Here is a 26185-nt window from a genome sequence, read left to right as displayed (position 1 = left end):
GGACACGCGGAGAGATTTAGTCGGGGCTTCACTTCGCAATGCCCGGCACTGTACAAATGAATTGGCAACAGCCGATACTTTTCCGATAACAGGCGGACAGCCGACATCTCCGAACATCTCCACATGTCCCGAAGGTCATGACGGAGCAGGTGGGCGCAGAGGTGTCGCACGAAGGGACCGATATTCGTGGCGCAGCGTGTCGTGGTCACTCTCTTTGACGACATCGACGGCTCGGAAGCGGCGGAGACGATCGCCTTCGGACTGGACGGCAAGTTCTACGAGATCGACCTGAACCAAGCCAATGCCAAGAAACTGCGTAAGGCGCTCGCGCCGTACGTGGAGGCGGGCCGCAAGCGGTCGCGGTCGGGCAAGGCGTACCGGCAGACGGAGGTCGCCCCCGACCCCGCGGCCGTCCGGGCCTGGGCCCAGGCCAACAAGATGGACGTGCCGGCGCGCGGCCGCATCCCCAAGAAGGTCTACGAGGCGTTCAGCGCGGCCCAGTGACGGGCAGGGCAGGGGGCGGCGCAGGAGAGGGCGGGGCGACGAGCGGGGCGGGCGCCGGAGGAGATCCCAGGGTCCGTCAGCGGGCCCTGGACGCAGCCGACTTGCGCAACCCCCCTGTTGATCAGCTAATGTCTGGAGCGCGCCGAGGGGCGAGGCCGAAAGGCCGAGACCCACGGAGTGCATGCGGGTGTAGTTCAGTAGCAGAACATCCCCCTTCCAGGGGGAAGGCGCAGTGTGCGATTCCTGTCACCCGCTCCGCACCGCCGGTCCCGACCACTCTTGTGGATCAGGTAGGCTGGTGCTCGCACCGATCGGTGGGAGCCGGTCGGAGGCAATGCGGACGTAGCTCAGTTGGTAGAGCGCAACCTTGCCAAGGTTGAGGTCGCGAGTTCGAGCCTCGTCGTCCGCTCGGAGTGAGACCCCGGTCCTCAGGGACCGGGGTCTTTTTCGTGTGCGGACCATCTGCGCACCGTCTGCGGATCGTCTGCGGACCGCTTCTGACATTTGTCATGCCGAGCGATGACACCGCGCACTGCCGCCGGGCCCCGTTCGCCGGGACGCTGACGTCATGGACAGGAACGAACACGAACACGTGATAGAGGTCACCGACCTGCGGCGCGTGTACGGGGGCGGGTTCGAGGCCGTGCGCGGCATCACCTTTTCCGTGGGCCGCGGCGAGATCTTCGCGCTGCTGGGCACGAACGGCGCGGGCAAGACGTCCACGGTCGAACTGCTGGAGGGGCTCGCCCCGCCGGCCGGGGGACGGGTACGGGTGCTCGGGCACGATCCGTACCGGGAGCGGGGCGCCGTACGGCCGAGGACCGGCGTCATGCTCCAGGAGGGCGGCTTCCCCTCGGAGCTGACCGTCGCGGAAACCACGCGGATGTGGGCGGGATGCGTGAGCGGGGCGCGGCCGGAGGAGGAGGCGCTGGCGCTGGTCGGGCTGACGGGGCGGGCCGGCGTACGGGTCAAGCAGCTGTCCGGGGGCGAGCGGCGGCGCCTGGACCTGGCGCTCGCGCTGCTCGGCAGGCCCGAGGTGCTGTTCCTGGACGAGCCCACGACCGGACTGGACGCCGAAGGCCGCCGGGACACCTGGGAGTTGGTGCGTGCCCTGCGTGACTCAGGCACGACGGTGCTGCTGACCACGCACTACCTGGAGGAGGCCGAGGGCCTCGCAGACCGGCTGGCGATCCTGCACGAGGGGCGTATCGCGGCCACCGGCACCCCGCAGCAGGTGACCGCCTGCCAGCCCTCGCGGATCTCCTTCCGGCTGCCCGACGGCTACTTCCTCGGGGACCTGCCGCCGCTCGGTGAGCTGGGCGTGTGCGGGCACGAGGTGGACGGCGGCCTCGTACGGCTGCGGACGCGGGAGCTGCAGCGGGCGGCCACCGGGCTGCTGGTGTGGGCCGAGCGGTCGCGGGTCGAGCTGGCCGGGCTCGATGTGCGCTCGGCCTCGCTGGAGGAGGCGTTCCTGGGGATCGCGAGGAAGCAGGAGGCGGCGGCATGAGCACGCTCGCCCTCGCTCCCGCCGGGCGGCGGCTGCGGGCGCTGGCCCGGGCGGAGCTCACCCTGCTCGGCCGCAACCGGGGTGCGCTGGTCACGGCCTTGCTGGTGCCGCTCACGCTGCCGTTCAGCGTGCGGCCCGCGGTCGACCGGATGGACCTGAAGGCGCGGGGCCTGAACGCCGGCACGGTCATGGTGACGGCCGCGATCGGCTTCGCGTTCCTCTTCGCCGTGTACACCTCGCTGGTGAGCACCTGCGTCGCCCGCCGCGAGGAACTCGTCCTCAAGCGGCTGCGCACGGGCGAACCCGGCGACGCCGAGATCCTCACCGGCACCGCGCTGCCCGCCGTCTGCGTCGGCCTCGCGCAGTCCGTGGTCGTCTCCGTCGGCTGTGCGGTGCTGCTCGACGCGGGGGCGCCCGAGGCGCCGTGTCTGACGGTCCTGGGTGTGCTGGCGGGTCTGGTGCTGTCCGCCGCGCTGGCCGCGCTCACCGCCGCCTTCACCAGGACCGTGGAGAGTGCCCAGGTCACCGCGCTGCCGCTGGTGTTCGTGTCGATGCTGGGCTCGGGCATGGCGGTCCCGGCGGAGGTCCTGCCCGACCGGCTGGTGTCCGTCTGCGAGCTCCTGCCGCTCTCCCCGGCGATCAGGCTGGTCCGGGGCGGCTGGACCGGGCAGCTGAGCGCGTACGAGGTGCTGGGCGCGGTGGCGACGGCGGTGGCCTGGACCCTGCTGGCGGTGTTTGCTGTACGGCGGTGGTTCCGCTGGGAACCGCGGCGCTGAGGGACGGGCTGACAGGGCGGGGAGAGCGTGGTGTTCGGGCGGATACGGGGATGGCAGCGGCGCCACTGGGGGGAGCGCAGCAAGGCCGAGCGGGTCGAGTTCCAGACCGTGGTGACCTGGTACGCCACGACCTGGTTCTTCTCCCTGTGCTGGCTGGCGCTGCCGCTGGTGGGCGGGCTGGAGCGGCGGCCGGCGCCGCTGACGGCCGGCTGCGTGCTGCTGGTAACGGGCTGCCTGCAGTGCGCGGAGGCCACCCGGCGCACCCGGCCCGTGCTCGACCACTACCTGGGCCGCGCCGAGCTGCCGCCCGCGGCCCTGCGCCCCGCCGCCGTCCTGCTCGCCGTCGCGCTGACGCTGACCCTGGCGCTCGCGGCGATCGACGGCGCCGAGCCCGTGGCCGTACGGCTCGCCATCGGCGCCGAGCTGCTGCCGCCCGGCGTCCTGTACGGCCTGACGCTGCCCACGCCGGTGTTCCTGCGCGGCTCCGCGGTGCTCGCCGTGGTGCTGATGGCCGCGTTCGGCTGGACCGACCCCGAGCCGGGCCCGATCGCCATGATCGGTGCCCTGGCCGCCTTCGGCGCGCTCTTCTCGCTGCTCGCCTGCCGCTGCGGCGCCTGGACGCTGTCCGTGCTGTGGGAGGCGGAACGGGCCCGGGAGGTCGAGGCGCGGCTCGCCGTCGCCGAGGAACGGCTGCGGTTCGGCCGGGACCTGCACGACGTGATGGGGCGGAACCTGGCCGTCATCGCGCTCAAGAGCGAGCTCGCCGTGCAGCTGGCGCGGCGCGAGCAGCCAGAGGCCGTCGACCAGATGATCGAGGTGCAGCGGATCGCGCAGGAGTCGCAGCGCGAGGTCCGCGCTGTCGTACGGGGCTACCGGGAGGCCGACCTCGGGGCCGAACTCACCGGTGCGCAAGGTGTGTTGGACGCGGCCGGGATCCGCTGCGAGGTGCGCGGGCAGGCCGGCGGGCTGGACGGCGAGGTGCAGTCGGCGCTGGGGTGGGTGGTGCGGGAGGCGACGACGAACGTGCTGCGGCACGGGGACGCCGCCCGATGTGACATCGCACTGGACGTCGACGACCGGCGCGTCGTGCTGACCGTGCAGAACGACGGCGCCGCCGGCCCCGCGGCCCGCGGCGGGTCCGGGCTGGCCGGCCTGCGGGAGCGGCTGTCGGCGGTGGGCGGAACGCTGGAGGCGGGTCATGTCGGCGGGGACACGTTCCGGGTGACCGCCGAAGTGCCCCTGAGTATGAGAGAGATCATGGCATGACCGATGCGGTACGGCTGCTGCTCGCCGACGACGAGCACCTCATCCGAGGCGCGCTCGCCGCGCTGCTCGCCCTGGAGGACGACCTGGTGATCGTCGCGGAGGCGGCGAGCGGACCGGAGGCGCTGGCGCGGGCGCGGGCGCACGAGCCGGACGTGGCCGTGCTCGATCTTCAGATGCCGGGCGCCGACGGTGTGAGGGTCGCCACATCTCTTCGGGCCGAACTGCCGGGCTGCCAGGTGCTGATCGTCACCAGTCACGGGCGGCCGGGGCACCTCAAGCGGGCCCTTGCGGCGGGCGTGCGCGGCTTTGTCCCGAAGACCGTCAGCGCCCAGCGGCTCGCGGAGATCATCCGCACGGTGCACGCCGGGAACCGTTACATCGACCCCGAGTTGGCCGCCGACGCCATCGCCTCGGGGGACTCCCCGCTGACCGCGCGGGAGGCCGAGGTGCTGGAACTGGCCGCCGACGGGGCGCCCGTCGCGGAGATCGCCGAGCGGGCCGCGCTGTCGCAGGGGACCGTGCGCAACTACCTGTCGTCGGCCGTCTCGAAGCTCGGGGCGGAGAACCGGCATGCGGCAGTGCGTCTCGCACGCGAGCGAGGTTGGGTATAGTTGGCGTCGCGCCACGGCGCAATGCGGACGTAGCTCAGTTGGTAGAGCGCAACCTTGCCAAGGTTGAGGTCGCGAGTTCGAGCCTCGTCGTCCGCTCCAGTGAAGGCCCCCCGGTTCCGCCGGGGGGCCTTCTCGTGTCCTGCGACCGGCGTGTCCTACGGGGCCTAGGACCAGCTGGTGCCCGTCAGGCGCTCGTACGCCTCCACGTACTTCGCCCGCGTCGCCTCCACCACCTGCTCGGGCAGCGGCGGCGGGGGCTGCTCGCTCCTGCGGTCCCAGCCGGACTCGGCGGAGGTCAGCCAGTCCCGCACGAACTGCTTGTCGTACGACGGCTGCGCGCGGCCCGGCTGCCACTGGTCGGCCGGCCAGAAGCGGGAGGAGTCCGGGGTGAGCACCTCGTCGGCGATGACCAGGGTCTCCCCGTCGAAGCCGAACTCGAACTTGGTGTCGGCAAGGATGATCCCGCGCTCGCGGGCGATGTCGCGGGCCCGGCCGTAGACGGCGAGGGTCGCCTGGCGCAGCTGTGCGGCGGTCTCCGCGCCGACCTGGCGGGCCACCTCCTCGTAGGAGACGTTCTCGTCGTGCTCGCCGACCTCGGCCTTGGTGGCGGGGGTGAAGATCGGGGCGGGGAGTTCGGAGCCGTCGACGAGGCCCTCGGGCAGGGCGAGGCCGCACACCGTGCGGGAGTCGTCGTACTCGGCCAGGCCGGACCCGGTGAGGTAGCCGCGGGCCACGCACTCCACGGGGACCATCCGCAGCGACCTGCACACGAGGGTGCGGCCGGCCCAGTCGGCGGGCGCCCCTTCGGGGACCTCGGTGCTGATGACGTGGTTGGGAACCAGGTCGGTGAGGCGGTCGAACCACCACAGGGACAGCTGTGTGAGGATGCGGCCCTTGTCGGGGATCTCGGTGGGCAGCACCCAGTCGTAGGCGGACATGCGGTCGCTGGCGACCATCACGAGGTCGCCCGCCTCGTTCTGGTACAGCTCGCGCACCTTTCCGGTGTGCAGGTGCACCAGGCCTGGAACCTGGATCGGCTCGGGCTTTTCTACGAATCCGGACACGGTTCCTCCCCGTGGTTCTGTCCAATGGTTCGATTCTCCCGTATCGGACACGGGCCTCGGACAGCGGGTGGCGGGAGGGCCGGCCGGAGGGTCAGTCCCGTTTGCAGATGTGGTCGAGAAGGTTCGCCGTGGCGCGCTGGATGCGGGCGTCGACGTGGCCGGGGCGGTCCAGCGCCGGGGACCACGCGAACGTCCCGGAGGCGAAGACCAGGGCGCCGGACGGGGCCCGGTACAGGGACGTCTCCTGGTGGCGCAGGACGCCCTCGGTGTCCGTGTACGGGGAGTGGGCGAGCAGGATGCGGTCCTGGTGGTCGGGGAGCGGGGTGCGCGGGAAGTAGCGGTCGGCCTCGCCCGCGACCAGGCCCTCGATCTCGTCGCCGTCCTGCGCGCCGGTCGCCTCCCACAGCCAGTGGTCGGCGTTGCGGACGATCAGCGGATGCGGCTCGGGGACGCGCCCGGCGTACTGGATGCCGACCAGTTGCTGCTCGGGGCGGTCGATCTCCCGCCACAGCACCGGCCGGCCCGGACCCTTGCGTTTGCGGCAGGTCAGCAGGCGGTCGGCGACGCCGGACGGGGAAGGGCCCAGCTCCACCTGCCAGTACATGGTGTTGGCGGAGAGGAAGACCAGGGACGTGTCGTGGTCGCGGGCGAGTTCGACGGTGCGGCGCATGGGGATCGACCAGTACTCGTCGTGGCCGGGGAAGACCAGGCCGCGGTAGCGGGTGGGGTCGACGCGGCCGGCGTGCAGGTCGCGGGCGTCGGCGTAGGCGACGTCGTAGCCGTAGCGCTCGGCCCAGCGGATGAAGTCGTAGGCATGACCGACGTGCAGGGGCAGGCCCGCGCCCGCGTACGGCCGGTCGAAGGAGACCGTGGTGGCCGCGTCCGCCTCGCCGAGCAGACGGCCGTCCTCGTCCCAGGCGTGGTAGAGACTGGCGCCCGTGCGGCCGTCCTCCGGGTAGAGGTTGTAGGCCTGCCAGGTGACGTCGGGCATGAGCAGGAGCAGGTCCGCCGGGTGGTTGTCGCGCACGGTGAAGGGGATGTGGGAGCGGTAGCCGTCGGCGGTCGTCAGCACGGCGACGTACGCGCCGATGCTCCAGTACGACGGGACCTGCAGCCGCCAGGACAGCCACCAGTGGTGGCAGGAGACCGTGCGGTCGGCGGTGAGCGGCGGGGGCTGGACGATGCCGGACAGACGCGGGCTCGTGGTGATCTTCGCGGCGCCGTCCCCGTTGTAGTGGCCGATGCGGTAGACGTCGACGCCGAACTGCTGGGGCGGGTCGACGGTGATGTGGAAGTCGATGGCCTCGCCGGGCGTGACGGGGCCGTTGGAGACGAAGCCCTTGATCTGGCGGCGCACGTCGTCAGCCGAGCGGGGGCCGCCGGCGGAGGCGCGGGGGGCGGGCACCCGGGGGGCGGTGGCGGTCGTCCCGCCTGCTCCCGCCGCCCCGGCCGCTCCCGGCACGCCGGTGGTGCCGCGTGCCGCGCCGGTCCCGGGCTGCGGGTCGACGTACCACGGGACGACCTGGCCCGTGTCGTCGAAGTACGTCTCGCTGCCGCGCAGCCAGGGGACGGGGCCCTGACCGAAAGGGTCCGTCACGGCGTGCGCGAGTGCTCCCGACTCCCAGCGTCGGATCCGCTCCGATCCCATGGCCGTTCCCCTCCCTCGTGCCCCCGTGACATGTGGTGCGGCAGTGCGGTCTGTCGTATGTCGTATGCGTTTGCCGGGTGCGTGAACGATCCCAGCACATCACATTACGCACGCATGCTGTCACTACTCGTTGTGAATTGACCGAAAGTGGAAGCCAGGGGTCCGGTAGAGCGCTCGCGCCCCGGACATCGGTCCAGGTCAGACGAGCCGTACGGGCTTTTCCGGACGTATGCCCGAATCGACCAGCCAGGTGCGCAACGGGACCGGATCGCCCTCCTCGATCAGCGCCCGGACCTTGGCGCCGAGGTCGACGGCTCTCTCCCCGTTGATCAGGAGGGAGGGACCGTCGAGCCAGTCGAGGCCCGGGGTGGCACCGGCGGTGTCCATCGCCGCGCAGCAGACCATCGCGGTGACGTGGTCGGCGAGGAGATCCCGGCCGGTGCGCGGCGGCTGGAGGGGGAACAGCGGGAGCGAGCCCTCGTCCCAGAGGGGGAGCGCCCCGGGGATCTGGCCGGCGGCTCCGGCTCCCGGCGGTGCCGTCGTGGGCACGGGCGCGGCGGCCTCCTCACGGGCCAGCTCGGCGCTGAGCCCGGCCGCGAGCGCCACACTCCGCTCGTTCGCCAGGTCGCCGTCCTCACCTGGGCCGGTATCGGGCGCGTGACCTGTTTCGGATTGGTGGCCGGTGTCAGGCACGCGGCACGTGTCGGGCCCGTGGCCCGTGTGAGTCACGTGGCCCGTGTCGGGCCCGTGGCCCGTGTCAGGCGCGTGGCCGGTGTCAGGCACGCGGCACGTGTCGGGCCCGTGGCCCGTGTGAGTCACGTGGCCCGTGTCGGGCCCGTGGCCCGTGTCAGGCGCGTGGCCGGTGTCGGGCGCGTGGCCGGTGTCGGGCGCGTGCTCGGCAGCTCCCGTGGGCTCGGCGTCCCCCGTCGTGCGCTCGGCGTCCCCCGTGCGGTCGGCGTTCGCTGTGCGCTCGGCGTCCGGTGGTGTGCTCTCGGCGTCCTCGGCCATGGAAGCTGCCTGGTCCCGGGCCGGGGGTGCCGATGGGGGCGGGGCGAGGGTGGTGGCGGCGTGGGGGGAGGCGGTGGTGGGGGTGTGCGGTTGCGCGGACAGGTGGTCCAGGACGCGGGCCAGGGTCGGACCGTGGGGATCGGATACCGGGCGGCTCGGGGAGCGGCGTACGCCGAGCCTGTCCAGGACCCGGTGGAGACGGGCCGCGTCGGTGCGCCACTTGCGGTCGACGACCTCCTCCGGGTACTCGCGCCAGTCCACCGGGGACCAGTCCGGACCGTGCTCGGCAGGACCGCCGTGGAACAGTCGCGCCGCCAGCAGTGAGGTGGCCTCGTCGACCGCGCCGGGCTCCTCGAGCAGATCGCAGGCGGGGCGCTCGCCGAGCCGGGAGGCGAAGCCCTCGGCCAGGCGGTCGCGGCGGGACAGCTCGGTGAGGGCGGCCACGACGCCCGCGTCCAGCCGGGAGGGCCAGCGGCCCATGCGCCAGGCGGGGAGCGCGACCCGGGTCAGAAGCCGGTCCCAGCCGGCGTACGCCAGGCCCACCTGTTCCTGGGCGACGATTCTCAGGCCGTAGTCCACAGCCTGTGCACGCTCGGCGGCCGCGGCCGCCACCCCCCGCTCCATCTCGGCCGCGTACTCCCGGCAGCCGCGCAGCAGCAGCCGGGCCACCCAGCCGATGCCCGCGCACACCGGGCCGGCCAGGGGACGGCGGCCGGGCGCCGAGGTGACGGCCACCGCCGCGTCCAGGCCGCGCACGAAACGGCGGGCCGCGGCTATGTCCGGGTGCGCCGAGGGTCCCGTACCGGCGACCACGGGGGCGAGGACGGCCCGCAGCTCGCCGACGCGCATCCACCACAGGAACGGCGAGCCTATGACGAGCACGGGAGCCGCCGCCGTACGGCGGGGGCGGGCCGAGGCCAGGCCGCGCAGCCCGTTCGGCTCGTCGCGATCGTCGCGGCCGCGGCCGCCGTCGGCGTGGTGCCCGCGGGCCTGTGGGGGCGGGCCGTGGGCCGGATGGGTGCGGTCCTCCAGCCAGCTGTCGCAGTCCGGGGTGACCGCTATGGCGGACGGGGCGGGCACGTCGAGACGGTCGGCGAGGTCGCGCACCAGGCGGTACAGGTCCGGGGCGGACTCCTCGGGGATCGGGACCGTCGGGCTCATGGCGGGGCGGGCGCGGGCGACGACCAGGCCGATGCCGGCGGCGGCCAGCAGGACGACCACCGCGACGACACCCACCACCCAGCGGGCCACGTCCCAGCCCCTGCCCACGAGGTGACCGGTGGCTCCCCCGGCGAGCAGGATCACGGCAAGGGCGGCGGGCAGCAGAGCGACGGCCAGCGCCCGGCTGCGTACATGCAGCACGGCGAGGGCCCGGGAGCGCGCGGACTGCACACCGACCTCCACACCCATACCGGTCACGACCGGACGTCACCCCCTCCCGACTGTCCTGACTGCCCTGTGTTGCTCACTCCCCCACTGTGGCACCCGCCACTGACATCGCAATGCCGGTGGGCCAAGTGCCGGAACGCTTGCGCCGCACCCTAGTTGGGGCCCCGGCCTGCGTCAGCCGTATGGGCCATTGCTCACTCGATGGAATGGCTTTGGTCAGAGGTGGACGACGGACAGCGACACTCGGGCCCCGGATCGCGTCCGGGGCCCGAGTGTCGAGAGACTTCTGGTGCTGTGGGGCGAGAAGCGCCTGGTGATGCCGGTGGGTCGCGGTGGGGCTACGCGCCGGCCGCCGCCTTCGCCGCGATGTCCGTACGGTGCTGGGAGCCGTCGAGGCGGATGCGGTCCACGGCCGTGTACGCCCGCTCGCGGGCCTCGGTCAGGTCCTTGCCGGTCGCCGTCACGGAAAGCACCCGGCCGCCCGCGCTCACGACGGCGTCACCGTCCTGCTTGGTGCCGGCGTGCAGCACGTACGCGTGCGGGGCGTCCTGGGCGGCCACCTCGTCGAGGCCGGTGATCGGGTCGCCCGTGCGCGGGGTGCCAGGATAGTTGTGCGAGGCGACGACCACCGTGACGGCCGCGTCGTCGCTCCAGCGCAGGGGCTCCAGATGGGCGAGGTCGCCGGTGGCCGCGGCCGTCAGGACGCCCGCGAGAGGGGTCTGGAGGCGGGCCAGGACCACCTGGGTCTCCGGGTCGCCGAAGCGGGCGTTGAACTCGATCACCCGGACGCCCCTGCCGGTGATAGCGAGGCCGGCGTAGAGGAGGCCGGAGAACGGGGTGCCCCGGCGGCGCATCTCGTCGACGGTGGGCTGCAGCACCGTCCGCAGGACGTCGTCGACAAGCTCGGGATCGGCCCAGGGCAGCGGGGAGTACGCGCCCATGCCGCCGGTGTTCGGACCCTGGTCGCCGTCCAGGGCGCGCTTGAAGTCCTGGGCGGGCTGGAGCGGGACCACCGTCTCGCCGTCGGTGACGGCGAAGAGGGAGACCTCGGGGCCGTCGAGGTACTCCTCGATCACGACGCGGTCGCATGCCGCCGCGTGCGCACGGGCCGCCTCTACGTCGCCGGTGACGACGACGCCCTTGCCGGCGGCGAGACCGTCGTCCTTGACGACGTACGGCGCGCCGAAGGCGTCGAGGGCTTCGGCGACCTCCTCCGGCGTCGTGCAAACGTAGGAGCGTGCCGTGGGTACGCCGGCCGCGGCCATCACGTCCTTGGCGAAGGCCTTGGAGCCCTCGAGCTGCGCGGCCGCCCGGGAGGGGCCGAAGACCGGGATGCCCGCCTCGCGCACGGTGTCGGCGACCCCGGCGACCAGCGGTGCCTCCGGGCCGACGACCACGAGGTCGGCACCGAGCTCCGTGGCCAGCGCGGAGACGGCCGCGCCGTCGAGCGCGTCGACCGGGTGCAGCTCGGCGACCTCGGCGATGCCGGCGTTGCCGGGTGCGCAGTGCAGCGCGGTGACGTCGGGGTCGAGGGACAGGGAACGGCACAGGGCGTGCTCGCGGGCGCCGCTACCGATGACGAGGACCTTCACGGGGTCAGCCTAACGGCAGGAGGCGGGAGCGGTTTGTGCGGGTTGCCGAGGGCGGAGCGGAGCGGCGTTCGTACGTTTCTCCGACAGCTGACGTCCTCCGCCGGGCGACGTCCTCCGCCGGGCGCTACTCGGTCGTGTACTCCTCCACCACTGTGGCGCCCAGCTCCCGCACGATCAGCTCGTGACCGGACAAGGCCGACTCGTCGAGGTCGGGGTCGTCGTCCTCGGGGATGTCGTCCTCGGGAGCGACGGGGGGCGGCTCGGGGGCACTGGGCCGCGGCGACGGGGCCGCGGCGGGTGGGCCTGAGGCTGCCGGGCCCGCGGCCGCCGACGGCTGGGCCGGGGACGCAACCGGCGCCGAAGAACCGGTGCCGCCAGGAGCGGCGGGCTGAGTGGCCGTCGCGGGCCGGCCCGAGGCCGGGGCACCGCCGCCGTAGCCGCCGGCACTGTATCCGCCGCCTCCGCCGTACCCGCCGGTGGCCGACGGGGTGGAGCCCCCGCCACCCGTCGGGTCGACGATCGCCTCGATCTTCCACTGCACGTGGAACTGCTCGGCCAGCGCCTGCCGCAGCACGTCCTCGCTGCCGTTGCTGACGAAGCTGTCCCGTGGCCCGGCGCTGGCGAAGCCGAGTTGCAGGGTCGTCCCGTCGAAGCCCGCGACGTGGGCGTACTGGTCCAGCATGATCCAGGTGACCTTGCGGCGGTTCTTGACCGCTTCAAGGATGTTCGGCCACAGCTGCCGCGGGTCGAGTCCGCCGGAGACCGGACCGGACGCCCGGGGAGCGGAGGCTGAGGGCGCCGGCGCGGTGGGAGCGGCGGTGGGGGCAGGGGCGGGTGAACCGCTCGCCGGCCGTCCCGTCCCGGGCGCGGCAGCGGTCGGCCAGCCCCCGGGACGCCGCCCACCGCCCGCGGACGCGGCCGTGGGCCAGGCACCGGGCGTCGCGGCGGTAGACCCCGAGGCCTGCGGAGCACCGGGCGCGGGCGACTCCTGAAGACGGTCACCGGCGGCGGACACGGGAGCAGGAGCGGAGTCGGGTCCGGAAGGAGGCCCGGAGACGGGTCCGGAGACAGGTCCGGGAGGGGCAGCCACAGGCGACGCACCTGTACCGCCGTCCCCGGAGCCACCAGTGCCCGCACCACCGGCCCCAGGACCACCGGCCCCGGCCCCGGCGGCCTGCACCGCGGCCCGGGCCGCAGCCGCCCCGCCGCCGGGCGGCACCGCCGCGGCGGACCCGCCGGTGACAGCGGAAGCCCCTGCGTGGGCCTCGGGACCGGGCACGTACCCCATGGCTGGTGCCCCCGCACCCGTGCCCGTGCCCGTGCCCGTGCCCGTGCCCGTGGCCGTGGCCGTGGCCGTGGAGAAGCTCACACCGCGCTCGAGCCGGTCGAGGCGGGCCATCACGGACCGCTCGTCGCCGTAGGCGGCGGGCAGCAGCACACGGGCGCAGATCAGCTCGAGCTGCAGGCGGGGCGAGGTGGCGCCGCGCATCTCGGTCAGACCGTCGTTGACGAGGTCGGCGGCGCGGCTCAGCTCGGCGGCGCCGAAGGAGCGGGCCTGGGCCTGCATCCGCTCCACGACGTCGGCCGGGGCGTCGATGAGCCCCTTCTCGGCGGCGTCGGGTACGGCGGCGAGGATCACGAGGTCCCGCAGCCGCTCCAGCAGGTCGGCGACGAACCGACGGGGATCGTTGCCCCCCTCGATCACACGGTCGACGACCTCGAAGGCGGCGGAGCCGTCCCCGGAGGCGAAGGACTCGACGACGGAGTCGAGCAGTGAGCCGTCGGTGTACCCGAGGAGCGAGGTGGCCATGGCATAGGTCACACCGTCCTCACCGGCACCGGCGAGCAGCTGGTCCATGACGGACATGGAGTCACGCACGGAGCCGGCACCGGCCCGCACGACCAGGGGAAGCACTCCGTCCTCGACGGGGATGTTCTCCTTGTGGCACACCTCACCGAGGTAGTCCCGCAGGGTCCCCGGCGGGACCAGCCGGAAGGGGTAGTGATGGGTCCGGGAGCGGATGGTCCCGATGACCTTCTCGGGTTCGGTGGTGGCGAAGATGAACTTCAGATGCTCCGGCGGCTCCTCGACCACCTTGAGCAGCGCGTTGAAACCGGCCGACGTGACCATGTGGGCCTCGTCGATGATGTAGATCTTGTAGCGGCTGCGAGCGGGCCCGAAGAAGGCCTTCTCCCGCAGGTCACGGGCGTCGTCCACACCACCGTGCGAAGCGGCGTCGATCTCGATGACGTCGATGGATCCCGGCCCGTTCCTGGCCAGGTCGCGGCAGGACTCGCACTCGCCGCAGGGTGTGGGCGTCGGCCCCTTCTCGCAGTTCAGACAGCGGGCGAGGATCCGCGCGCTGGTCGTCTTGCCGCACCCGCGCGGACCGCTGAACAGGTACGCGTGATTGACCCGGTTGTTCCGCAGCGCCTGCTGCAGCGGGTCGGTGACATGCTCCTGCCCGATGACCTCGGCGAAGGACTCCGGGCGGTAGCGGCGGTACAGCGCGAGAGAGGACACGCATACGAGGTTATAGGCGCCCACTGACAACCGGCCGGGGACGACCGACCCGGCCGGCGGCTCGACCCCACCCCGCCCGGCACACCCCCCGGAACGCAAGCGCCCCCCACGCACCCGCCAGAGCCGACCTACCCTTGCTGCCTTCCGGCCCTGGGGGAGTTCAGTCAGATAGCGCCGCGTGAGGGGCTGCCGAAAGAGTACCCGATCCCGGGGGCGAGGAACGAGTTCGCGAGCACTCCTCTCGGTCATGTAATGTTTCCGGCGGAGGATTCGCCTAGAGGCCTAGGGCGCACGCTTGGAAAGCGTGTTGGGGGCAACCCCTCACGAGTTCGAATCTCGTATCCTCCGCCTTCGCCCAGCAGGGCAGACGAGGGCCCCGACCGGAATCCGGTCGGGGCCCTCGTCGTGTGTGGTCCTGTTTCCTGGCTCCTCAGCTCGTCCGGATGGCCGCGGAAGACGACTTCGGCTTCGGCTCGCCCGCTTCGGGGGTGGTCGAGGCGGTCATGCTGGGCGGCGTGGGGAAGGTGTCGGGCTGCGCGGGCCGGCTCAGGCGGTGGCGGGGGGTCGCGCGGCGGGGCGGGCGGGTCAGGGTGATCTGGCGTACCAGCTGCTGGAAGCAGGCCAGGGACGCCAGACCCGGCAGGGCGGCCGCCGACATGTCCACGAGCGTCCTCGGCGCCTGGACCACGCACAGCAGCATCGCGACGGACGAGAAGAGCAGCACCACGCACCAGGAGTGGACGGCGCGGCGCTGGTGCAGGGCGGCACGCAGGACGGACAGCGACGCGACCAGCCAGGGGCCGTACACCAGCAGGGGCCACCAGGACGCGATGCCGTCGTGCACGCGGGGCACCGCGACGATGTGCAGCGGATCGTAGGCGACCATGCCGCCGAAGAAGCTCACCGTGGAGGCGATCACCGCGGCGAGGGCGGCGATGAGATGGCTGGCGGTGCGCAGCATGTTCGGATGTCTGCGTTCACGGACCTTTCGGTGGCCGCGGGAGACGTCCCTCAGCGGGGGCAGTTCCGCCGTGATCTCCTGCAGGTTCTCCAGGGGGGTGTTCCCGCTTTTCGCAGCGGGCGCGCCGGGCTCGGGCTCGTCCCGCGCCGTGCGGCTCGTCGGCCGCTGCTGCTGCTGCTCCATCGCGTCCTGGAGCATGAAGGCCAGTTCCTCGGCGGGGTCCCATGCCGAGTCCGGCGGCACCAGGGGTCCGGCGAAGAACTGCGTCGGCGCCCGGTGCCGCCCGGTGCCGCGCCCTGTTTCACTTCCGCCTAATCCGCCGGTATACGGGTAATCACTCTGCGCGTGACCGGTCTGCGGGTCTTCCACATACGGGTAATCGGTGGAATATCCGAGACGTCCGTCGATACGTTCGTCATACATGAAGCAACCCGGTTATTCTGGTCGCGGCACGGCGGACCGGCCTTCCGGGCCCACCCAGCGGCGGGCGAGGTCGGCTTGCAACGCGCTGATCGAGTCCAGGAAATCCCGCAGCAGCGGTTCGGTCACTTCGAGTGCGACCGGGAGATCTCCCCTGGTCAGGGTGCCGTTGATGGTGCCCGGCGCATGCACGGGCGCGGGCAGGTAGGTGTAGGGCCCCAGCGCGACCGCGCATCCGGCACTCGCGTTCTGCCGCTCGCGGCCCGCGAACAGACCGAAGTACCCTGCCCTGGTTGCCTTAGTCATATCCCAACTAACGCCACCCGACTTCCCCGGATGCGCGGCAAACGGGTGAAGGAATTCCCCGACCAGGCCTATATGTGCGATCGGATGGTTCATCAGTCCGTCAGGCCGGAGGGGTCCGCATCCGCAGCACGGCAACGCAACTTCGCGATATCGACCCCAACGCAATGGAATATTCAAAGTTACGGGAAGCGGAGAAGAGAGGCCCCGGTCGGGCCAACCGAGTAGGGCTCCAGGGGTGTCTCGTCGATCAGGCCGGATCAGGGAGCGGTGCCAGTCGCCGCGAGCCCGGCCTGATCGGCGAGACACCCCTCAGCGCAGGATCCGCACCGTCCGCGACCCGCTCGTCTGGTCCAGCTCCGACACCCGTACCGTCGCCTTCGCGGTCCAGGCGCCGGGGATCGGGAGGTTGCGGGAGTCGGTGCCCCAGTAGCCCCCCTTGTCGGTGAGCCGGGCGTCGATCGGGCCGATCTTCTGAGCCGGCAGGGACAGCGACAGACGGAGCTCCGGGACGGTGGACAGGCCTCCGTCGGGGCCGAATACCACGGCTTCCACCGCGTTCTGGCCGACGCGGCCCGGTTCCAGGGTGATCTGCACGGTGCCGCGGCCGCCGGGCGTGCCCGTGTCGAACGGGATCGTCGTGACGGAGGCACCCGGGATCCCCGCGGCGGGTGCGGTTCCGGCGGACTCGGCGGCGGCCCGTCCCGGCAGCGTGCCGCTCAGCACCGTACTGATCACCAGCACCGCGACGGCCACGGCGACCTCGGCGAGCACCGAGCGCCGCAGTGCGCGCAGGCAGCCGCCCGGTGCGGAGGACGGGCAGGGAGTGGATGCGTCGAGCGGTGCTCCAGAGGGTGCGGCCGAGAGCGGGGCTGAGGGCGAGACCGGCTGTGGCGCTGACTTCCGCGCCGTCGGGTGCGACGGGCCGCCGACCGGCTCCGGGGTCCGTTCCTGTACGGCCTCGCTCCCGGTCCCTGCCGTGCCCACGCTTGCCGCGCTTCCAACCGCACTTCCCGCGCTTCCCCTCCTCCCCGCCGCCGTCACCAGCCGTGCGGTCCAGCGGCGTGAGCCGCCCGCGGCCGCCAGCAACAGCACCACGGCGGCCAGTTTGACCAGCAGCAGCCGCCCATACGTGGTGTCGGTGAGCGCGGTCCAGGAGCCGAGGCCGCGCCAGGACTGGTAGACGCCGGTGACCACCAGGACGGCGACGGCGAGGTACGCGATGCGGGAGAAACGGGCCACCGTCGCTGTCAGCCGTGGGTCGTCGCCGGCGCTGCTCTCAGGGTCCGGGTCCGCCATCGCCCGCTGGAGGGTCGTCAGCAGCGCCGTCAGGCCGCCCAGCCACACGGCCATGGCCAGCAGGTGCAGCACCGACGACGCCATAGCCGACGGGACCTGGATGCCGGCCGAGGCGTGCTCGGACGCGGCTCAGGTCAGGGCCAGGGCGAGCGCCAGGACGGCGCCCGTCGCCGGCGTCGCGCGCGACGGGCCGCGTCGGGACAGCCGTACGAGGAACACGGCCACCGGTGCGAGCAGGGTCAGACGGGCCGGCAGCACCAGACCCGGGCGGCCGGTCAGCGTGCGGGCCAGGGCGGCCGGGTCGAGCGCCGACGCCGGGCCGGCACCGGTCTCGTACGGTGCCCGCAGCGCCAGCAGGACGACGGTGGACGCCAGCAGCGTCCACCAGCCCGCGACCAGCGGCCGGCGCAGCGGGCCGGGGTCCGGCGGGCGGCACAGCAGCACGAAGGCCGCCGTGCCGATGAGCAGGGCGGCGGCGCCGTAGGCGGCGTAGCGGGCGAGGTCCCAGAGAGCCCCGGTCGCCGGGTTCTCGTCCGGGCCCGTGTCGACGGCGGCGGAGGTCGGGGACGGCTTCCCCACGGAGAAGGTGAAGGCGCCGGAGACCGGGTGGCTGTCCGCCGACACCACCCGCCACGCCACCGTGAACGTGCCCTGGCCCAGGCCGGCCGGGAACGAGACCTCGGCCGTGTCCGAGTGGCCCGGCGCGTGCCGGGCCTCGCGCGTGTGCCGGGCCTCGCGCGTGTGTGCACCCGCCGGCCGTCGGGGCCGAACAGGCGGAAGGAGTCGTCGAGCAGGCCGACGGACTCGGAGAAGGTCAAGGTGACGGACGGCGGGGCGGTCTTGAGGACGGTTCCGTCGGCGGGGTCGCTGGAGCGCAGGACCGCGTGGGCCGAGGCGGGGCCCGCACCGCCGAGGAGGAGCAGGAGCGGTACGGCGCCGAGCACCGCCAACCGTCGCGTCAACCGTCGCGCCGAGCCTCGGGTCACGTCACTTCTCAGTTGTGGGACTTGCCGGCCTTCCGATACGTACGGGCGCGGACGGCGCATCACTCACCGGTCGGTGACGGTCCTCCCCCTGGCGTCGGGAAAGACCGTCTCCCGGGAGAGGAAGGCGAGTTGGGCGCGCTTCTCGGGCAGGTGCACGTCGGGCAGGACGATCTCCGGCAGGACGACGACCGGTCCCCTTTCGAACCCTTGCCGCAGGAAGCGGGCGATGGCCTTGTCGTTGCGCACGTCAGGGTCCACCACGATCCGTCTGCGGTCCAGGCCCAGCAGGAGGTGGGTCAGGACGACGTGCAGCAGCGCCGCCGTCCAGCCGGGGCGGTGGCCGTCCGCACCGGCCGGGGCGAGCAGCAGGTGGACTCCTATGTCACCGGGGCGGACCGGACAGCACTCGCTCACGCGGTCGGCCTCCGGCTCGTACGTCTGGAGCAGCGCGGCCGGGGTGCCGTCCTTGACCACCAGGAAGGCATGGTGGGTGTCCAGGGTGTCCATGTGGGCGTAGACATCCGCGACCTGGCTCCGCGTCAGGCCGGTCATGCCCCAGAAGACGGCGCGTTCCTCGCTCACCCAGCGGTGGACGGTGCCGGCGTCGGTGCACGGGTCCAGGGGCAGGACGCGGACGGTGCCGAAGCCGTCGACGACCTGCTCGTGGACGGCTTCGCGCTCGGAGGCGTACGGCACGTGCGGCTCCGGGGTCGTCACAGGCCGGTCTCCTTCGTCAGGCGGGCCCAGTCGGTGACGACCGGGGCGAGGTCTCCGGCGGTCCACAGGGGGAGCTGGTCGTGGTGGTGGGGTGCGCCGGGCACGCCGTCGGCGCCGAGCGGCACCACCCAGCGGCTGTTCTCGCGGTCGGCGAGGTCCCAGACGTAACGGGCCACCGGCCCGCGTGCGGCGAGGTCGGTCAGCCCCGGCACGGCGGAGGTGCACAGCACGCAGTCGTGGTCGCCGGCCAGGCCGGGTTCGTCGTACGGCGCCCCGGCCTCCGGCAGTGCCCGCCAGGCGGCGAGGCGGTGCCGCTCCGCCCACGTCGTGGCGGGCCGGTCCGCCGCCTCCTCCACGGCCGCGCGGACGATCGCCGGACGGTCGATCCCGTACAGCTCCTGCGCCCCGAGGAGGTTCTCCAGGGCGTGTCCGATGCGCGGGACGAGGGCCAGCCAGGGGAGGAACACCTCAGGGTAGGCGGGCGGTTCGGCGAGCGCGGCGAAGACCGGGTGGGCGGCGAGCCGGCGTACGACGGCCGTCCGCACGGCCGCGTACGCCGCCGCGTCCTCGCTGCCCGCTTCCATGCGCCGGTCCCAGCGAAGGAGGCGGTCACGCAGCCGGGCCGCCGCCGGGGACAGGCCGTCCAGGGCCGCCAGGTGGTCGAGCAGCGGCGCGGCGGAGGTGAGGTGGGTGTCGGTGTGGATCGCCGGCATGTCGCCGGCGGACCATACGGCGCGCCCGGCGAGCAGGGCGCGGATGCGGTCGGCGCGGTGCGGCGGGGCGAACTCGACGCCGAGCGGGGCGGCGGGGCCGCGCTGGTTCGCCATCACGGCGACACCATCGACCAGTCCGGCACGGGGCGGCTCGTGCCAACCCTGCCAGGCGTGGCCGGGTTCCCAGGCCGGAACCGGGCGCTGACGGTTGTCCGGGGCGCGCAGCGGAACCCGGCCCGCGACCCGGTGCAGCACACCTCCCTCGGTGTCGGCGGCCAGGACGACGTTGACCGGCTCGGCCCAGGCGTCGAAGGCCCGGTCGACGTCCCCGACCCGGCGGGCGCGCAGGAGCGGCAGCAGCGCACCGAACCCGAGGTCACAGGTCACGCGGGGCGGGTAGCGGAGGCTGAGCGCAACGGGGTGCGCGAGGGGATCCTCCGGGCGGGGGCGGTCATCCGGTCCCTGGAAACGGTCCCGGTCCGGGCGGTCCCGGCGGCCCAGACGGTCCGGGCTCTCCGAACTCTCCGGGTCCCCCCAGCTCTGCGGGCCCTCCGCACTCTCCGGATCATCCGAACTCTCCGGGCTCTCCAGGCTCTCCGGGCTCTCCAGGCTCTCCGGGCCCTCGGGGTCCTCCGGGTCCTCCAGGTCCTCCGGATCATTCGAACTCTCCGGGCTCTCCAGGCCCTCCGGACTCTCCGAGCCACCCGCTGTCTGCGCCTGGGGGCCGGTCAGGCCGTCCAGTCCGTCCAAGCCCTCCGGACCGCCCGCGATCACGGGGCCGCGGTCGGTCTCGACGATCTCCACCTCGACCGGGGCCTCGCCCGCGATCTCGACGGTCTCCGTGTGGCGGGCGGCGCGCCGCCAGGTGCCGTCGGGGCCGAGCGCCTCGATCCCGGCGCCCGTGCGGCGCAGGCGCTCCCGGTAGAGGTCCTGGTAGTCGGCCATGGCGTTGGTGATGGCCCAGGCGACCGTGCCGGTGTGGCCGAAGTGGGCGATGCCCGGGACGCCCGGGACGGCGAGGCCGACCACGTCGAACTCCGGGCAGGCCAGGCGTATCTGCTGGTAGACACCGGGATCCTCGATGAAGCGGTGCGGGTCGCCGGCGATCAGCGCCTGCCCGGTGACCGTACGCGCTCCGCTCACCAGCCAGCCGTTGCTGCCGGAGGTCCCGGGGCCGTCGGTGGCGAACAACTCGACCGCGCCGGTCCCGAGACGGCGTAGGGCGTGCTCGCGCCACAGCTTGGCCGGGAAGCCGGCGAAGAGGATGTGCGCACCGAGCCAGACGCCGAGCGGGTGCCAGGGCTCCCAGCGGCCGGGGGCGAGGCCGGTCCTGGCGAACTCCGGGGCGCGCCGGGCCCCCTCGGCGAGCCCCTCGTTGACGCCTTCGGTGTACGCCCGCACCCAGTCGGCCGTCTCCGGGTCCTGTCGCTCCAGGGCCGCGAAACAGCGCCGGGCGGTGTCGGCGAGGCGGGCGCGCCGGGCGAAGACGTCCCAGGCGAGGGCGGTGGCGCCGAGGAAGGACGCCGAGGTGCCCTGCGTCCGGTGCCGCTCGACCTCCAGCTGCCAGGCGCGGTCCAGGGCGGTGACCCGGCCCTGGGCCCGGGCGAGGGCGCGGGGGCCGTCGGCGCGCAGGTGCGGAATACCCCAGGCGTCGCGATGGATCTCGGCGGTCGTCGTGTGCATCCCACCCACCCCAATCTGATCAGGTTAGGCTAACCTAACTCAAGCTCACGGACGCCGGAAACGGGGCACCAGGGCAGGTGCGGCACGAAAGCCGCCCGGCGGCCACCCGACTGCGACCGGGCTGCGGCCCGGCTGCGGCCCGGCTGCGGCCCGGCGCCTGACGGGCGATCATCGGGGCATGGACGTCACCCTGCACCTCGCCCAGGACCCCGAGGCCGACGAGCTCCTCGGCCGCAGTCCGCTCGCCGCGCTGGTCGGGATGCTGCTGGACCAGCAGATCCCGATGGAGTGGGCGTTCAAGGGACCGGCCACGATCGTCCGGCGCATGGGCACCGTGGACCTGGACGCCCACGAGATCGTGGCGTTCGACCCGGAGACCTTCGCCCGGCTGCTGTCGGACAAGCCGGCGGTGCACCGCTATCCGGGGTCGATGGCCAAACGCATCCAGGCGCTGTGCCACTACCTGGTCGAGCACTACGACGGCGATCCCGAGGCCATCTGGCGGGACGTGGACAGCGGCTCCCAGCTGCTGCGCCGGCTCGAGGAGCTGCCCGGCTTCGGCAAGCAGAAGGCGCAGATCTTCCTCGCGCTCCTCGGCAAGCAGCTCGGCGTGTGCCCGGAGGGCTGGCGGGAGGCCGCGGGGTCGTACGGCGAGCCGGAGTCCTTCCGGTCCGTCGCGGACATCACCGGGCCCGAGTCACTGGCCAGGGTGCGGGCGCACAAGCAGGAGTTGAAGGCCGCCGCCAAGGCGGCCGAGAAGGCCAGGACATCATCCAAGGCGCGGAAGCCCACCGGGCAGTGACCGCCGGAGCCGGTGTCCGGGCCGGTGGCCGAAGTCGGCGGCCGGAGCGGGCGGCCGGGTCAGCCGAACGGACCGTCAGCGGTGGCGGTCCGGCCGCGCCCGTCCGCAGCATGGAGCATGAGCGAGCCACCGAGCGGCGGCCCGGAAGGGCCGGGGTACGACGACCGCCACATCCACGCGGCACGTGAGGCACGGGACGCCCGGTCCGCGTCGGCGCAGGCATCCGCGCCGCACTCCGCACCGCCGCACGAACCGCCGTTGGAAGGGCCCCTGCACTTCCTCTCCCGCACCGCCTGGCAGGCCGTCCTCGTCACCGGCGTCGCCGCCCTGATCCTGGGCATCCTCGTGCTGCTGTGGCCCGGTGCCTCGCTGGTGGCCGCCGGAGTCCTCTTCGGCGTCTATCTCGTGGTCAGCGGGGTGCTCCAGCTGGTCTCGGCCTTCGGCACGCACCGGACGACCTCGCTGCGCGTGCTGGCCTTCGCCAGCGGCGCCCTGTCGATCCTGCTGGGCCTGTTCTGCTTCCGGGGCGCCATGCAGTCGATTCTGCTGCTCGCCCTGTGGATCGGTATCGGGTGGCTGATCCGCGGGATCACGCAGACCATCGCCGCCATTCACGACCGTACGGCTCCCGCGCGCGGGTGGCAGATCTTCCTCGGCATCGTCACTTTCGTCGCCGGGATCGTGCTGATCGACTCGCCGCTGGAATCGGTCGCCGTGCTCACGCTGGTCGGCGGCTGGTGGCTGGTGGTGGTCGGCGTCATGGAGATCGTCACCGCCTTCCGCGTCCGCCGCCACGCCGAGAACGTCCCGCGTCAGCTGTGAACGCCGTCGACCACCGCCCGCGGGATACGCCGCGCGGGCGGTTCGGCCGGTCGGCACGGTGAACGGGGTACGGACGCCGGGGACATGACCGACGTGAGCACAGCACCCGCCGCACCACGCACCGACCGCACGGGCGGCCGCGTCGGCGGCGTGCGCCGCACCGGCCGCGTGGACCTCACGGGACGCGTGCGCACGGGCCGCGTGGGTCTCACCGGCCGCGTGGGACTCACCGACCGCACCGGCCGCCGTCCCGTGCGACCCGCGCGGAGCCGGATCGTCTGCCTGCGGACGCTCGTGCTGCTGCTCGCCCTCCTGATGCCCGGCGGGCCCGTCACGGCGTACGGCGTCTACGGGTCGTACGGGGCGTACGCGGTCCCCCTCGCGGCGGTGGCCGGCGGTGCCGACGCACCGGCCGGAACCGGCGGGCCGGTCTGCGCCGCCGCCGAGCACGACACCCCCGACTCCGCAGTGCGCACCTCCGTGCGGGGCAGCGTGCGCGCCGGTGGACCGCCCCTGCGGCCCACGCCCCCGTCCACGCGGGTAGCCGCGCACGCGGCGGACCGCTCCGCCCACGCGCGCGTGCCCTCGCGCCCTCCGTACCGCTTGCACGCGCTGCGCTGCCTGGTCCTGCGCTGCTGAGCCGGCCGGCACGCCTGCCCGGTCAGTTCATCAGCAAGCTCGGCCGGCTCGGCACGCCCGGCCGAGCACGTCCAGGAAGCGAAGTACAGCCATGCCCGTCGATCCTTACGCGGTCCTGCGCGCCCTCGTGCGTGCGGAGGCCGCCCGCAGCGCGCCCAAGCCGCCGCACCCACCTGTGAAGGAAGCCCACCGGCAGGAACCCCGTCGGCAGAAAGCTGATCGGCCCGAGCCGGGCGAACCCCGGCCGCCCGCCGCCGAACCCGACCGCCGCTGACCGCCGAGCGGTCGAGCCGGGTGCCGGGACGGCGGACGGTCCCGGCACCCGGCCCACTCGCCGCCGGCTCACCGCGACCATGATCCTGGTTCGCCCGGGTTTGCCGCGGCATTTCCAGAGCCGCACTGCGGCGGCGAGGCTGCGCCCGGAAGGTCTTGACCGGTAGGCTTTCCGTGTGATCTTCAAGCGCATCGGAAACGGCCGGCCGTACCCCGACCACGGCCGGGAAAGCACCCGGCAGTGGGCGGACGTCGCGCCGCGCCCGGTCCGCCTCGATCAGCTCGTGACCACCAAGCAGCAGCTCGACCTGGAGACCCTGCTGGCGGAGGACTCGACCTTCTACGGCGACCTCTTCGCGCATGTCGTGAAGTGGCAGGGCGACTTGTATCTGGAGGACGGCCTGCACCGCGCGGTCCGGGCGGCGCTGCAGCAGCGCCAGGTGCTGCACGCACGCGTGCTCGAACTGGACTGACGCCGACCGGCCCGACTCCCACCGGCCCGACCTCCACCGACCCGACTCCGACGAGCCCGGCCGACCGGCCCGACTCCAACCGGACTGACTCGGCCGGACCGAGCCCACGGCCCGGATCGCCCGGCGGGCACCGGCCATTCGGTGACGGTTTGGACCTTTCGGGTTCTGCTGAGCCGGATCCAATGATCATCTAGTAGGAATCGCCGCTCCCGCGCACTACGCTGCGCCCATGAGCATGCTGACGCCCCCCGGCATGGGCGGGCAGTACCGGATCACGGGGAACAAGTACCCCCGAATGCGCAGGCCCCGGCGGCACGGTCGGCTCGTGCTCCTGGTCGTCGCCTCCGCCGCCGCGCTCGGCGTGATCGGGTGGGGCACGCTGCAGCTCATCGACGTCTTCACCGGCGGCAAGAAGGCCTCGGCGGCCGGCGCCGGGACGCACTGTGCGACCGACGCGGCGGCCAAGTCCGGGCCCTCGCCGTCGCACACCGCCCATGCGCTGCCCAAGCCGGGCCAGATCACCGTCAACGTCCTCAACGCCACGCCCCGCAGCGGGCTGGCCAAGCAGACCGCCGACGAGCTGAAGAAGCGCGGCTTCCGCATCGGCCAGGTGGGCAACGCGACCAAGGAGTTCGACAAGAAGATCAAGGGCTCCGGGATACTGCTCGGCCCGGCGTCGTCCCTCAACACCTCGCTGCCGGTGCTGGCCACCCAGCTCCCGGGCGCCGAAAGCCGCACCGACACCCGCAAGGGCACCGATGTCGATCTGATCATCGGCGACGGTTTCAAGCAGCTGGCCCAGAAGCCGGCCGCCGACAAGGCCCTGGCCGCCCTGAACGCACCGCAGCCGACGTCCACCGCGAAGAAGGGCTGCTGAGGGGACGCCGGACACCGGAAACCGGAAACCGATCCGTGCGACGGGCCGGGCCTATCTCCGTACGACGCCCGGCCCGGCCGTTCGACCGCGCCTCGGCTACTCGGCCGCCCCGTACATGCGGTCGCCCGCGTCGCCGAGGCCGGGCACGATGTAGCCGTGCTCGTTGAGGCGTTCGTCGACCGACGCCGTCACGACCGTCACCGGGGTGCCCGCCAGATCGCGTTCCATCACCGCGACGCCCTCGGGCGCGGCCAGCAGCACCACCGCGGTCACGTCGTCGGCGCCGCGCCTGATCAGCTCCTGGATCGCCGCGACCAGCGTGCCGCCAGTGGCGAGCATCGGGTCGAGGACGTACACCTGACGGCCGGAGAGGTCCTCCGGCATGCGCGTGGCGTACGTGGAGGCCTGCAGCGTCTCCTCGTTGCGGATCATGCCCAGGAAGCCCACCTCGGCGGTCGGCAGCAGCCGCACCATGCCGTCCAGCATGCCGAGCCCGGCCCGCAGGATCGGCACCACCAGCGGGCGCGGGTGGGAGAGCTTGACGCCGGTGGTCCCGGCGACCGGCGTGTTGATGTCGACCTGTTCGGTGCGCACGTCCCGGGTCGCCTCGTAGGCGAGCAGGGTGACCAGCTCGTCGGCGAGCCGGCGGAAGGTCGCGGAGTCGGTGCGGCGGTCGCGCAGCGTGGTGAGCTTGTGGGCGACCAGGGGGTGGTCGACGACGTGGAGACGCATGAGCCAACAGTAGCCGGGCCCGGAACCGGGTCGCCCGCCACCACCTGCGGCCCGTCCGCCGCCCGTTCCAGCCCGTTCCAGCCCGCTCCAGCCCTCCGCGGCACCGTCCGCCCGCTCCCTTCCGCGCTGTTGTGGCGTCGGACCCGCCGTCCGAGGGAAAGTGGGAGGGACGGGACCGGGGGTGGTGAGCCCATGCCCGACCGGCGGTCCCTCGAGGATCCGGCGCCGAACACCACGGACGACGAGCACCGTCGGCGCCGTGCGTCGCGCTCGTGCACCACTGTTCCGCCCGGTTCCGCTCGTAGGCCACTGCGGGGAACCCGGGAGAACACGGGCGGCACGGGGAAGAGAACTGGGGCAGTACTCAGAAGGAAGAAGGCCGACGCCGCGAGGAAGAAGGCCGACACCAGCGCCGACGCTCCGGGGCGGCCGTGCGTGCCCGCCGGGCAAAGCCGCGTACGATCCGCAGATGGCGGCAACGAGTGCGCTGGTGAGTGCTTTACCGACAGACGACAAAACAGCCGGACACAGGGAGTCGAAGACATCCCCTGAACGCTTTGTTTCTGCCACGATTCCGAGTGGGTGGGGCTCGGAGC

Annotated in this window: 20 protein-coding genes, 4 tRNA genes, 1 other RNA gene and 1 pseudogene; 14 read left to right on the top strand and 12 right to left on the bottom strand. The window is 73.1% G+C overall.

Annotation, left to right across the window (positions count from 1 at the left end; genetic code table 11):
* The first annotated feature begins 186 nt into the window (after positions 1-186).
* The 8 genes from R2S09_RS02480 (at position 187) to R2S09_RS02445 (ending at position 4763) form a co-directional block, all read left to right on the top strand.
* A complete protein-coding gene (locus tag R2S09_RS02480; protein ID WP_028421372.1) occupies positions 187-504 on the top strand; it encodes an Lsr2 family protein in 318 nt (105 codons plus the stop codon).
* Between the two features lie 183 nt (positions 505-687).
* A tRNA-Gly gene (locus tag R2S09_RS02475) sits at positions 688-759 on the top strand.
* Between the two features lie 81 nt (positions 760-840).
* A tRNA-Gly gene (locus R2S09_RS02470) sits at positions 841-913 on the top strand.
* Between the two features lie 159 nt (positions 914-1072).
* Positions 1073-2011, top strand: coding sequence for an ABC transporter ATP-binding protein (locus R2S09_RS02465; protein WP_316739518.1), 939 nt, complete (start codon positions 1073-1075; stop codon positions 2009-2011).
* Positions 2008-2787, top strand: a complete 780-nt coding sequence (locus tag R2S09_RS02460) for an ABC transporter permease (protein ID WP_316739516.1) — start codon at positions 2008-2010, stop codon at positions 2785-2787. The genes R2S09_RS02465 and R2S09_RS02460 overlap by 4 nt, the downstream gene beginning before the upstream one ends.
* A 30-nt stretch (positions 2788-2817) precedes the next feature.
* Positions 2818-4053, top strand: coding sequence for a histidine kinase (locus R2S09_RS02455; protein WP_316739515.1), 1236 nt, complete (start codon positions 2818-2820; stop codon positions 4051-4053).
* The gene (locus R2S09_RS02450) at positions 4050-4664 is read left to right on the top strand and encodes a response regulator transcription factor (protein ID WP_316739514.1); all 615 of its coding nucleotides are present in this window, start codon (positions 4050-4052) and stop codon (positions 4662-4664) included. The genes R2S09_RS02455 and R2S09_RS02450 overlap by 4 nt, the downstream gene beginning before the upstream one ends.
* A 23-nt stretch (positions 4665-4687) precedes the next feature.
* A tRNA-Gly gene (locus R2S09_RS02445) sits at positions 4688-4763 on the top strand.
* Positions 4764-4828: 65 nt separating this feature from the next.
* Here the strand turns inward: R2S09_RS02445 and R2S09_RS02440 are convergent.
* From R2S09_RS02440 to ffs, 6 genes are all read right to left on the bottom strand, one after another.
* Entirely contained in the window at positions 4829-5728 is a 900-nt protein-coding gene (locus R2S09_RS02440; protein ID WP_316739513.1) for a phosphoribosylaminoimidazolesuccinocarboxamide synthase, read from the bottom strand.
* Between the two features lie 91 nt (positions 5729-5819).
* A complete protein-coding gene (locus R2S09_RS02435) occupies positions 5820-7376 on the bottom strand; it encodes a N,N-dimethylformamidase beta subunit family domain-containing protein (RefSeq protein WP_316739511.1) in 1557 nt (518 codons plus the stop codon).
* A gap of 198 nt (positions 7377-7574) precedes the next feature.
* Positions 7575-9803 carry a hypothetical protein gene (locus R2S09_RS02430; protein ID WP_316739510.1) on the bottom strand — a complete coding sequence of 743 codons (2229 nt, stop codon included), beginning with the start codon at positions 9801-9803 and terminating at the stop codon, positions 7575-7577.
* Positions 9804-10111: 308 nt separating this feature from the next.
* On the bottom strand, positions 10112-11365 hold the full coding sequence (gene purD, locus R2S09_RS02425; protein WP_306190600.1) for a phosphoribosylamine--glycine ligase: 1254 nt from the start codon (positions 11363-11365) through the stop codon (positions 10112-10114).
* 124 nt (positions 11366-11489) lie between these two features.
* A complete protein-coding gene (locus tag R2S09_RS02420; RefSeq protein WP_316739507.1) occupies positions 11490-13889 on the bottom strand; it encodes a DNA polymerase III subunit gamma and tau in 2400 nt (799 codons plus the stop codon).
* Positions 13890-13981: 92 nt separating this feature from the next.
* Positions 13982-14080: signal recognition particle sRNA small type (gene ffs / locus R2S09_RS02415), an RNA gene on the bottom strand.
* Between the two features lie 72 nt (positions 14081-14152).
* Between ffs and R2S09_RS02410 the strand changes: the two genes are divergently transcribed.
* Positions 14153-14237: transfer RNA gene (locus R2S09_RS02410), tRNA-Ser, on the top strand.
* Positions 14238-14319: 82 nt separating this feature from the next.
* On the opposite strand, the gene R2S09_RS02405 is transcribed toward R2S09_RS02410, so the two are convergent.
* The 5 genes and pseudogenes from R2S09_RS02405 to R2S09_RS02385 all read right to left on the bottom strand — a co-directional run bounded on the left by R2S09_RS02405 (position 14320) and on the right by R2S09_RS02385 (position 20971).
* Positions 14320-15273 (bottom strand): hypothetical protein, encoded by a 954-nt coding sequence (locus R2S09_RS02405; protein ID WP_316739505.1) that lies wholly within the window; start codon positions 15271-15273, stop codon positions 14320-14322.
* Between the two features lie 12 nt (positions 15274-15285).
* Complete coding sequence (locus R2S09_RS02400; RefSeq protein WP_306190603.1) at positions 15286-15576, bottom strand: hypothetical protein; 291 nt, start codon at positions 15574-15576, stop codon at positions 15286-15288.
* Between the two features lie 309 nt (positions 15577-15885).
* Positions 15886-17822 (bottom strand): annotated as a pseudogene (locus R2S09_RS02395) (copper resistance protein CopC).
* A 99-nt stretch (positions 17823-17921) separates the two neighbouring features.
* On the bottom strand, positions 17922-18575 hold the full coding sequence (locus R2S09_RS02390; RefSeq protein ID WP_316739502.1) for a GNAT family N-acetyltransferase: 654 nt from the start codon (positions 18573-18575) through the stop codon (positions 17922-17924).
* Entirely contained in the window at positions 18572-20971 is a 2400-nt protein-coding gene (locus R2S09_RS02385) for a penicillin acylase family protein (protein WP_316739500.1), read from the bottom strand. Before R2S09_RS02385 ends, R2S09_RS02390 begins: the two co-directional genes overlap by 4 nt.
* Positions 20972-21149: 178 nt before the next feature.
* Here R2S09_RS02385 and R2S09_RS02380 point away from each other — a divergent pair, with 178 nt between their 5' ends.
* The 5 genes from R2S09_RS02380 (at position 21150) to R2S09_RS02360 (ending at position 24857) form a co-directional block, all read left to right on the top strand.
* Entirely contained in the window at positions 21150-21773 is a 624-nt protein-coding gene (locus R2S09_RS02380; protein WP_306190606.1) for an HhH-GPD-type base excision DNA repair protein, read from the top strand.
* A gap of 117 nt (positions 21774-21890) precedes the next feature.
* Complete coding sequence (locus R2S09_RS02375) at positions 21891-22595, top strand: HdeD family acid-resistance protein (protein ID WP_316739497.1); 705 nt, start codon at positions 21891-21893, stop codon at positions 22593-22595.
* Positions 22596-22679: 84 nt separating this feature from the next.
* Positions 22680-23234: a hypothetical protein gene (locus R2S09_RS02370; RefSeq protein ID WP_316739495.1), complete on the top strand. Its 555-nt coding sequence runs from the start codon at positions 22680-22682 to the stop codon at positions 23232-23234.
* Positions 23235-23683: 449 nt separating this feature from the next.
* Positions 23684-23980, top strand: coding sequence for a type II toxin-antitoxin system VapB family antitoxin (locus tag R2S09_RS02365; RefSeq protein ID WP_004943146.1), 297 nt, complete (start codon positions 23684-23686; stop codon positions 23978-23980).
* A gap of 253 nt (positions 23981-24233) precedes the next feature.
* Positions 24234-24857: a LytR C-terminal domain-containing protein gene (locus R2S09_RS02360; protein ID WP_306190631.1), complete on the top strand. Its 624-nt coding sequence runs from the start codon at positions 24234-24236 to the stop codon at positions 24855-24857.
* 96 nt (positions 24858-24953) lie between these two features.
* On the opposite strand, the gene upp is transcribed toward R2S09_RS02360, so the two are convergent.
* Positions 24954-25589, bottom strand: a complete 636-nt coding sequence (upp, locus tag R2S09_RS02355; protein WP_306190609.1) for a uracil phosphoribosyltransferase — start codon at positions 25587-25589, stop codon at positions 24954-24956.
* Positions 25590-26185: the final 596 nt, after the last annotated feature.

The organism is Streptomyces sp. MK7 (assembly GCF_032658145.1).
Taxonomy (GTDB): domain Bacteria; phylum Actinomycetota; class Actinomycetes; order Streptomycetales; family Streptomycetaceae; genus Streptomyces; species Streptomyces spiralis.
Note: the sequence above shows the minus strand (reverse complement) of the source record. Positions and strands in the feature narration are given on the sequence as shown.

Coding starts and splice junctions, on each gene's coding strand:
- R2S09_RS02450 (WP_316739514.1), top strand. CDS start 4,050: ATGACCGATGCGGTACGGCTGCTGCTCGCCGACGACGAGCACCTCATC.
- R2S09_RS02400 (WP_306190603.1), bottom strand. CDS start 15,576: ATGACTAAGGCAACCAGGGCAGGGTACTTCGGTCTGTTCGCGGGCCGC.
- R2S09_RS02380 (WP_306190606.1), top strand. CDS start 21,150: ATGGACGTCACCCTGCACCTCGCCCAGGACCCCGAGGCCGACGAGCTC.
- upp (WP_306190609.1), bottom strand. CDS start 25,589: ATGCGTCTCCACGTCGTCGACCACCCCCTGGTCGCCCACAAGCTCACC.
- R2S09_RS02370 (WP_316739495.1), top strand. CDS start 22,680: ATGACCGACGTGAGCACAGCACCCGCCGCACCACGCACCGACCGCACG.
- R2S09_RS02460 (WP_316739516.1), top strand. CDS start 2,008: ATGAGCACGCTCGCCCTCGCTCCCGCCGGGCGGCGGCTGCGGGCGCTG.
- R2S09_RS02405 (WP_316739505.1), bottom strand. CDS start 15,273: ATGTATGACGAACGTATCGACGGACGTCTCGGATATTCCACCGATTAC.
- R2S09_RS02375 (WP_316739497.1), top strand. CDS start 21,891: ATGAGCGAGCCACCGAGCGGCGGCCCGGAAGGGCCGGGGTACGACGAC.
- R2S09_RS02465 (WP_316739518.1), top strand. CDS start 1,073: ATGGACAGGAACGAACACGAACACGTGATAGAGGTCACCGACCTGCGG.
- R2S09_RS02435 (WP_316739511.1), bottom strand. CDS start 7,376: ATGGGATCGGAGCGGATCCGACGCTGGGAGTCGGGAGCACTCGCGCAC.
- R2S09_RS02385 (WP_316739500.1), bottom strand. CDS start 20,971: ATGCACACGACGACCGCCGAGATCCATCGCGACGCCTGGGGTATTCCG.
- R2S09_RS02360 (WP_306190631.1), top strand. CDS start 24,234: ATGGGCGGGCAGTACCGGATCACGGGGAACAAGTACCCCCGAATGCGC.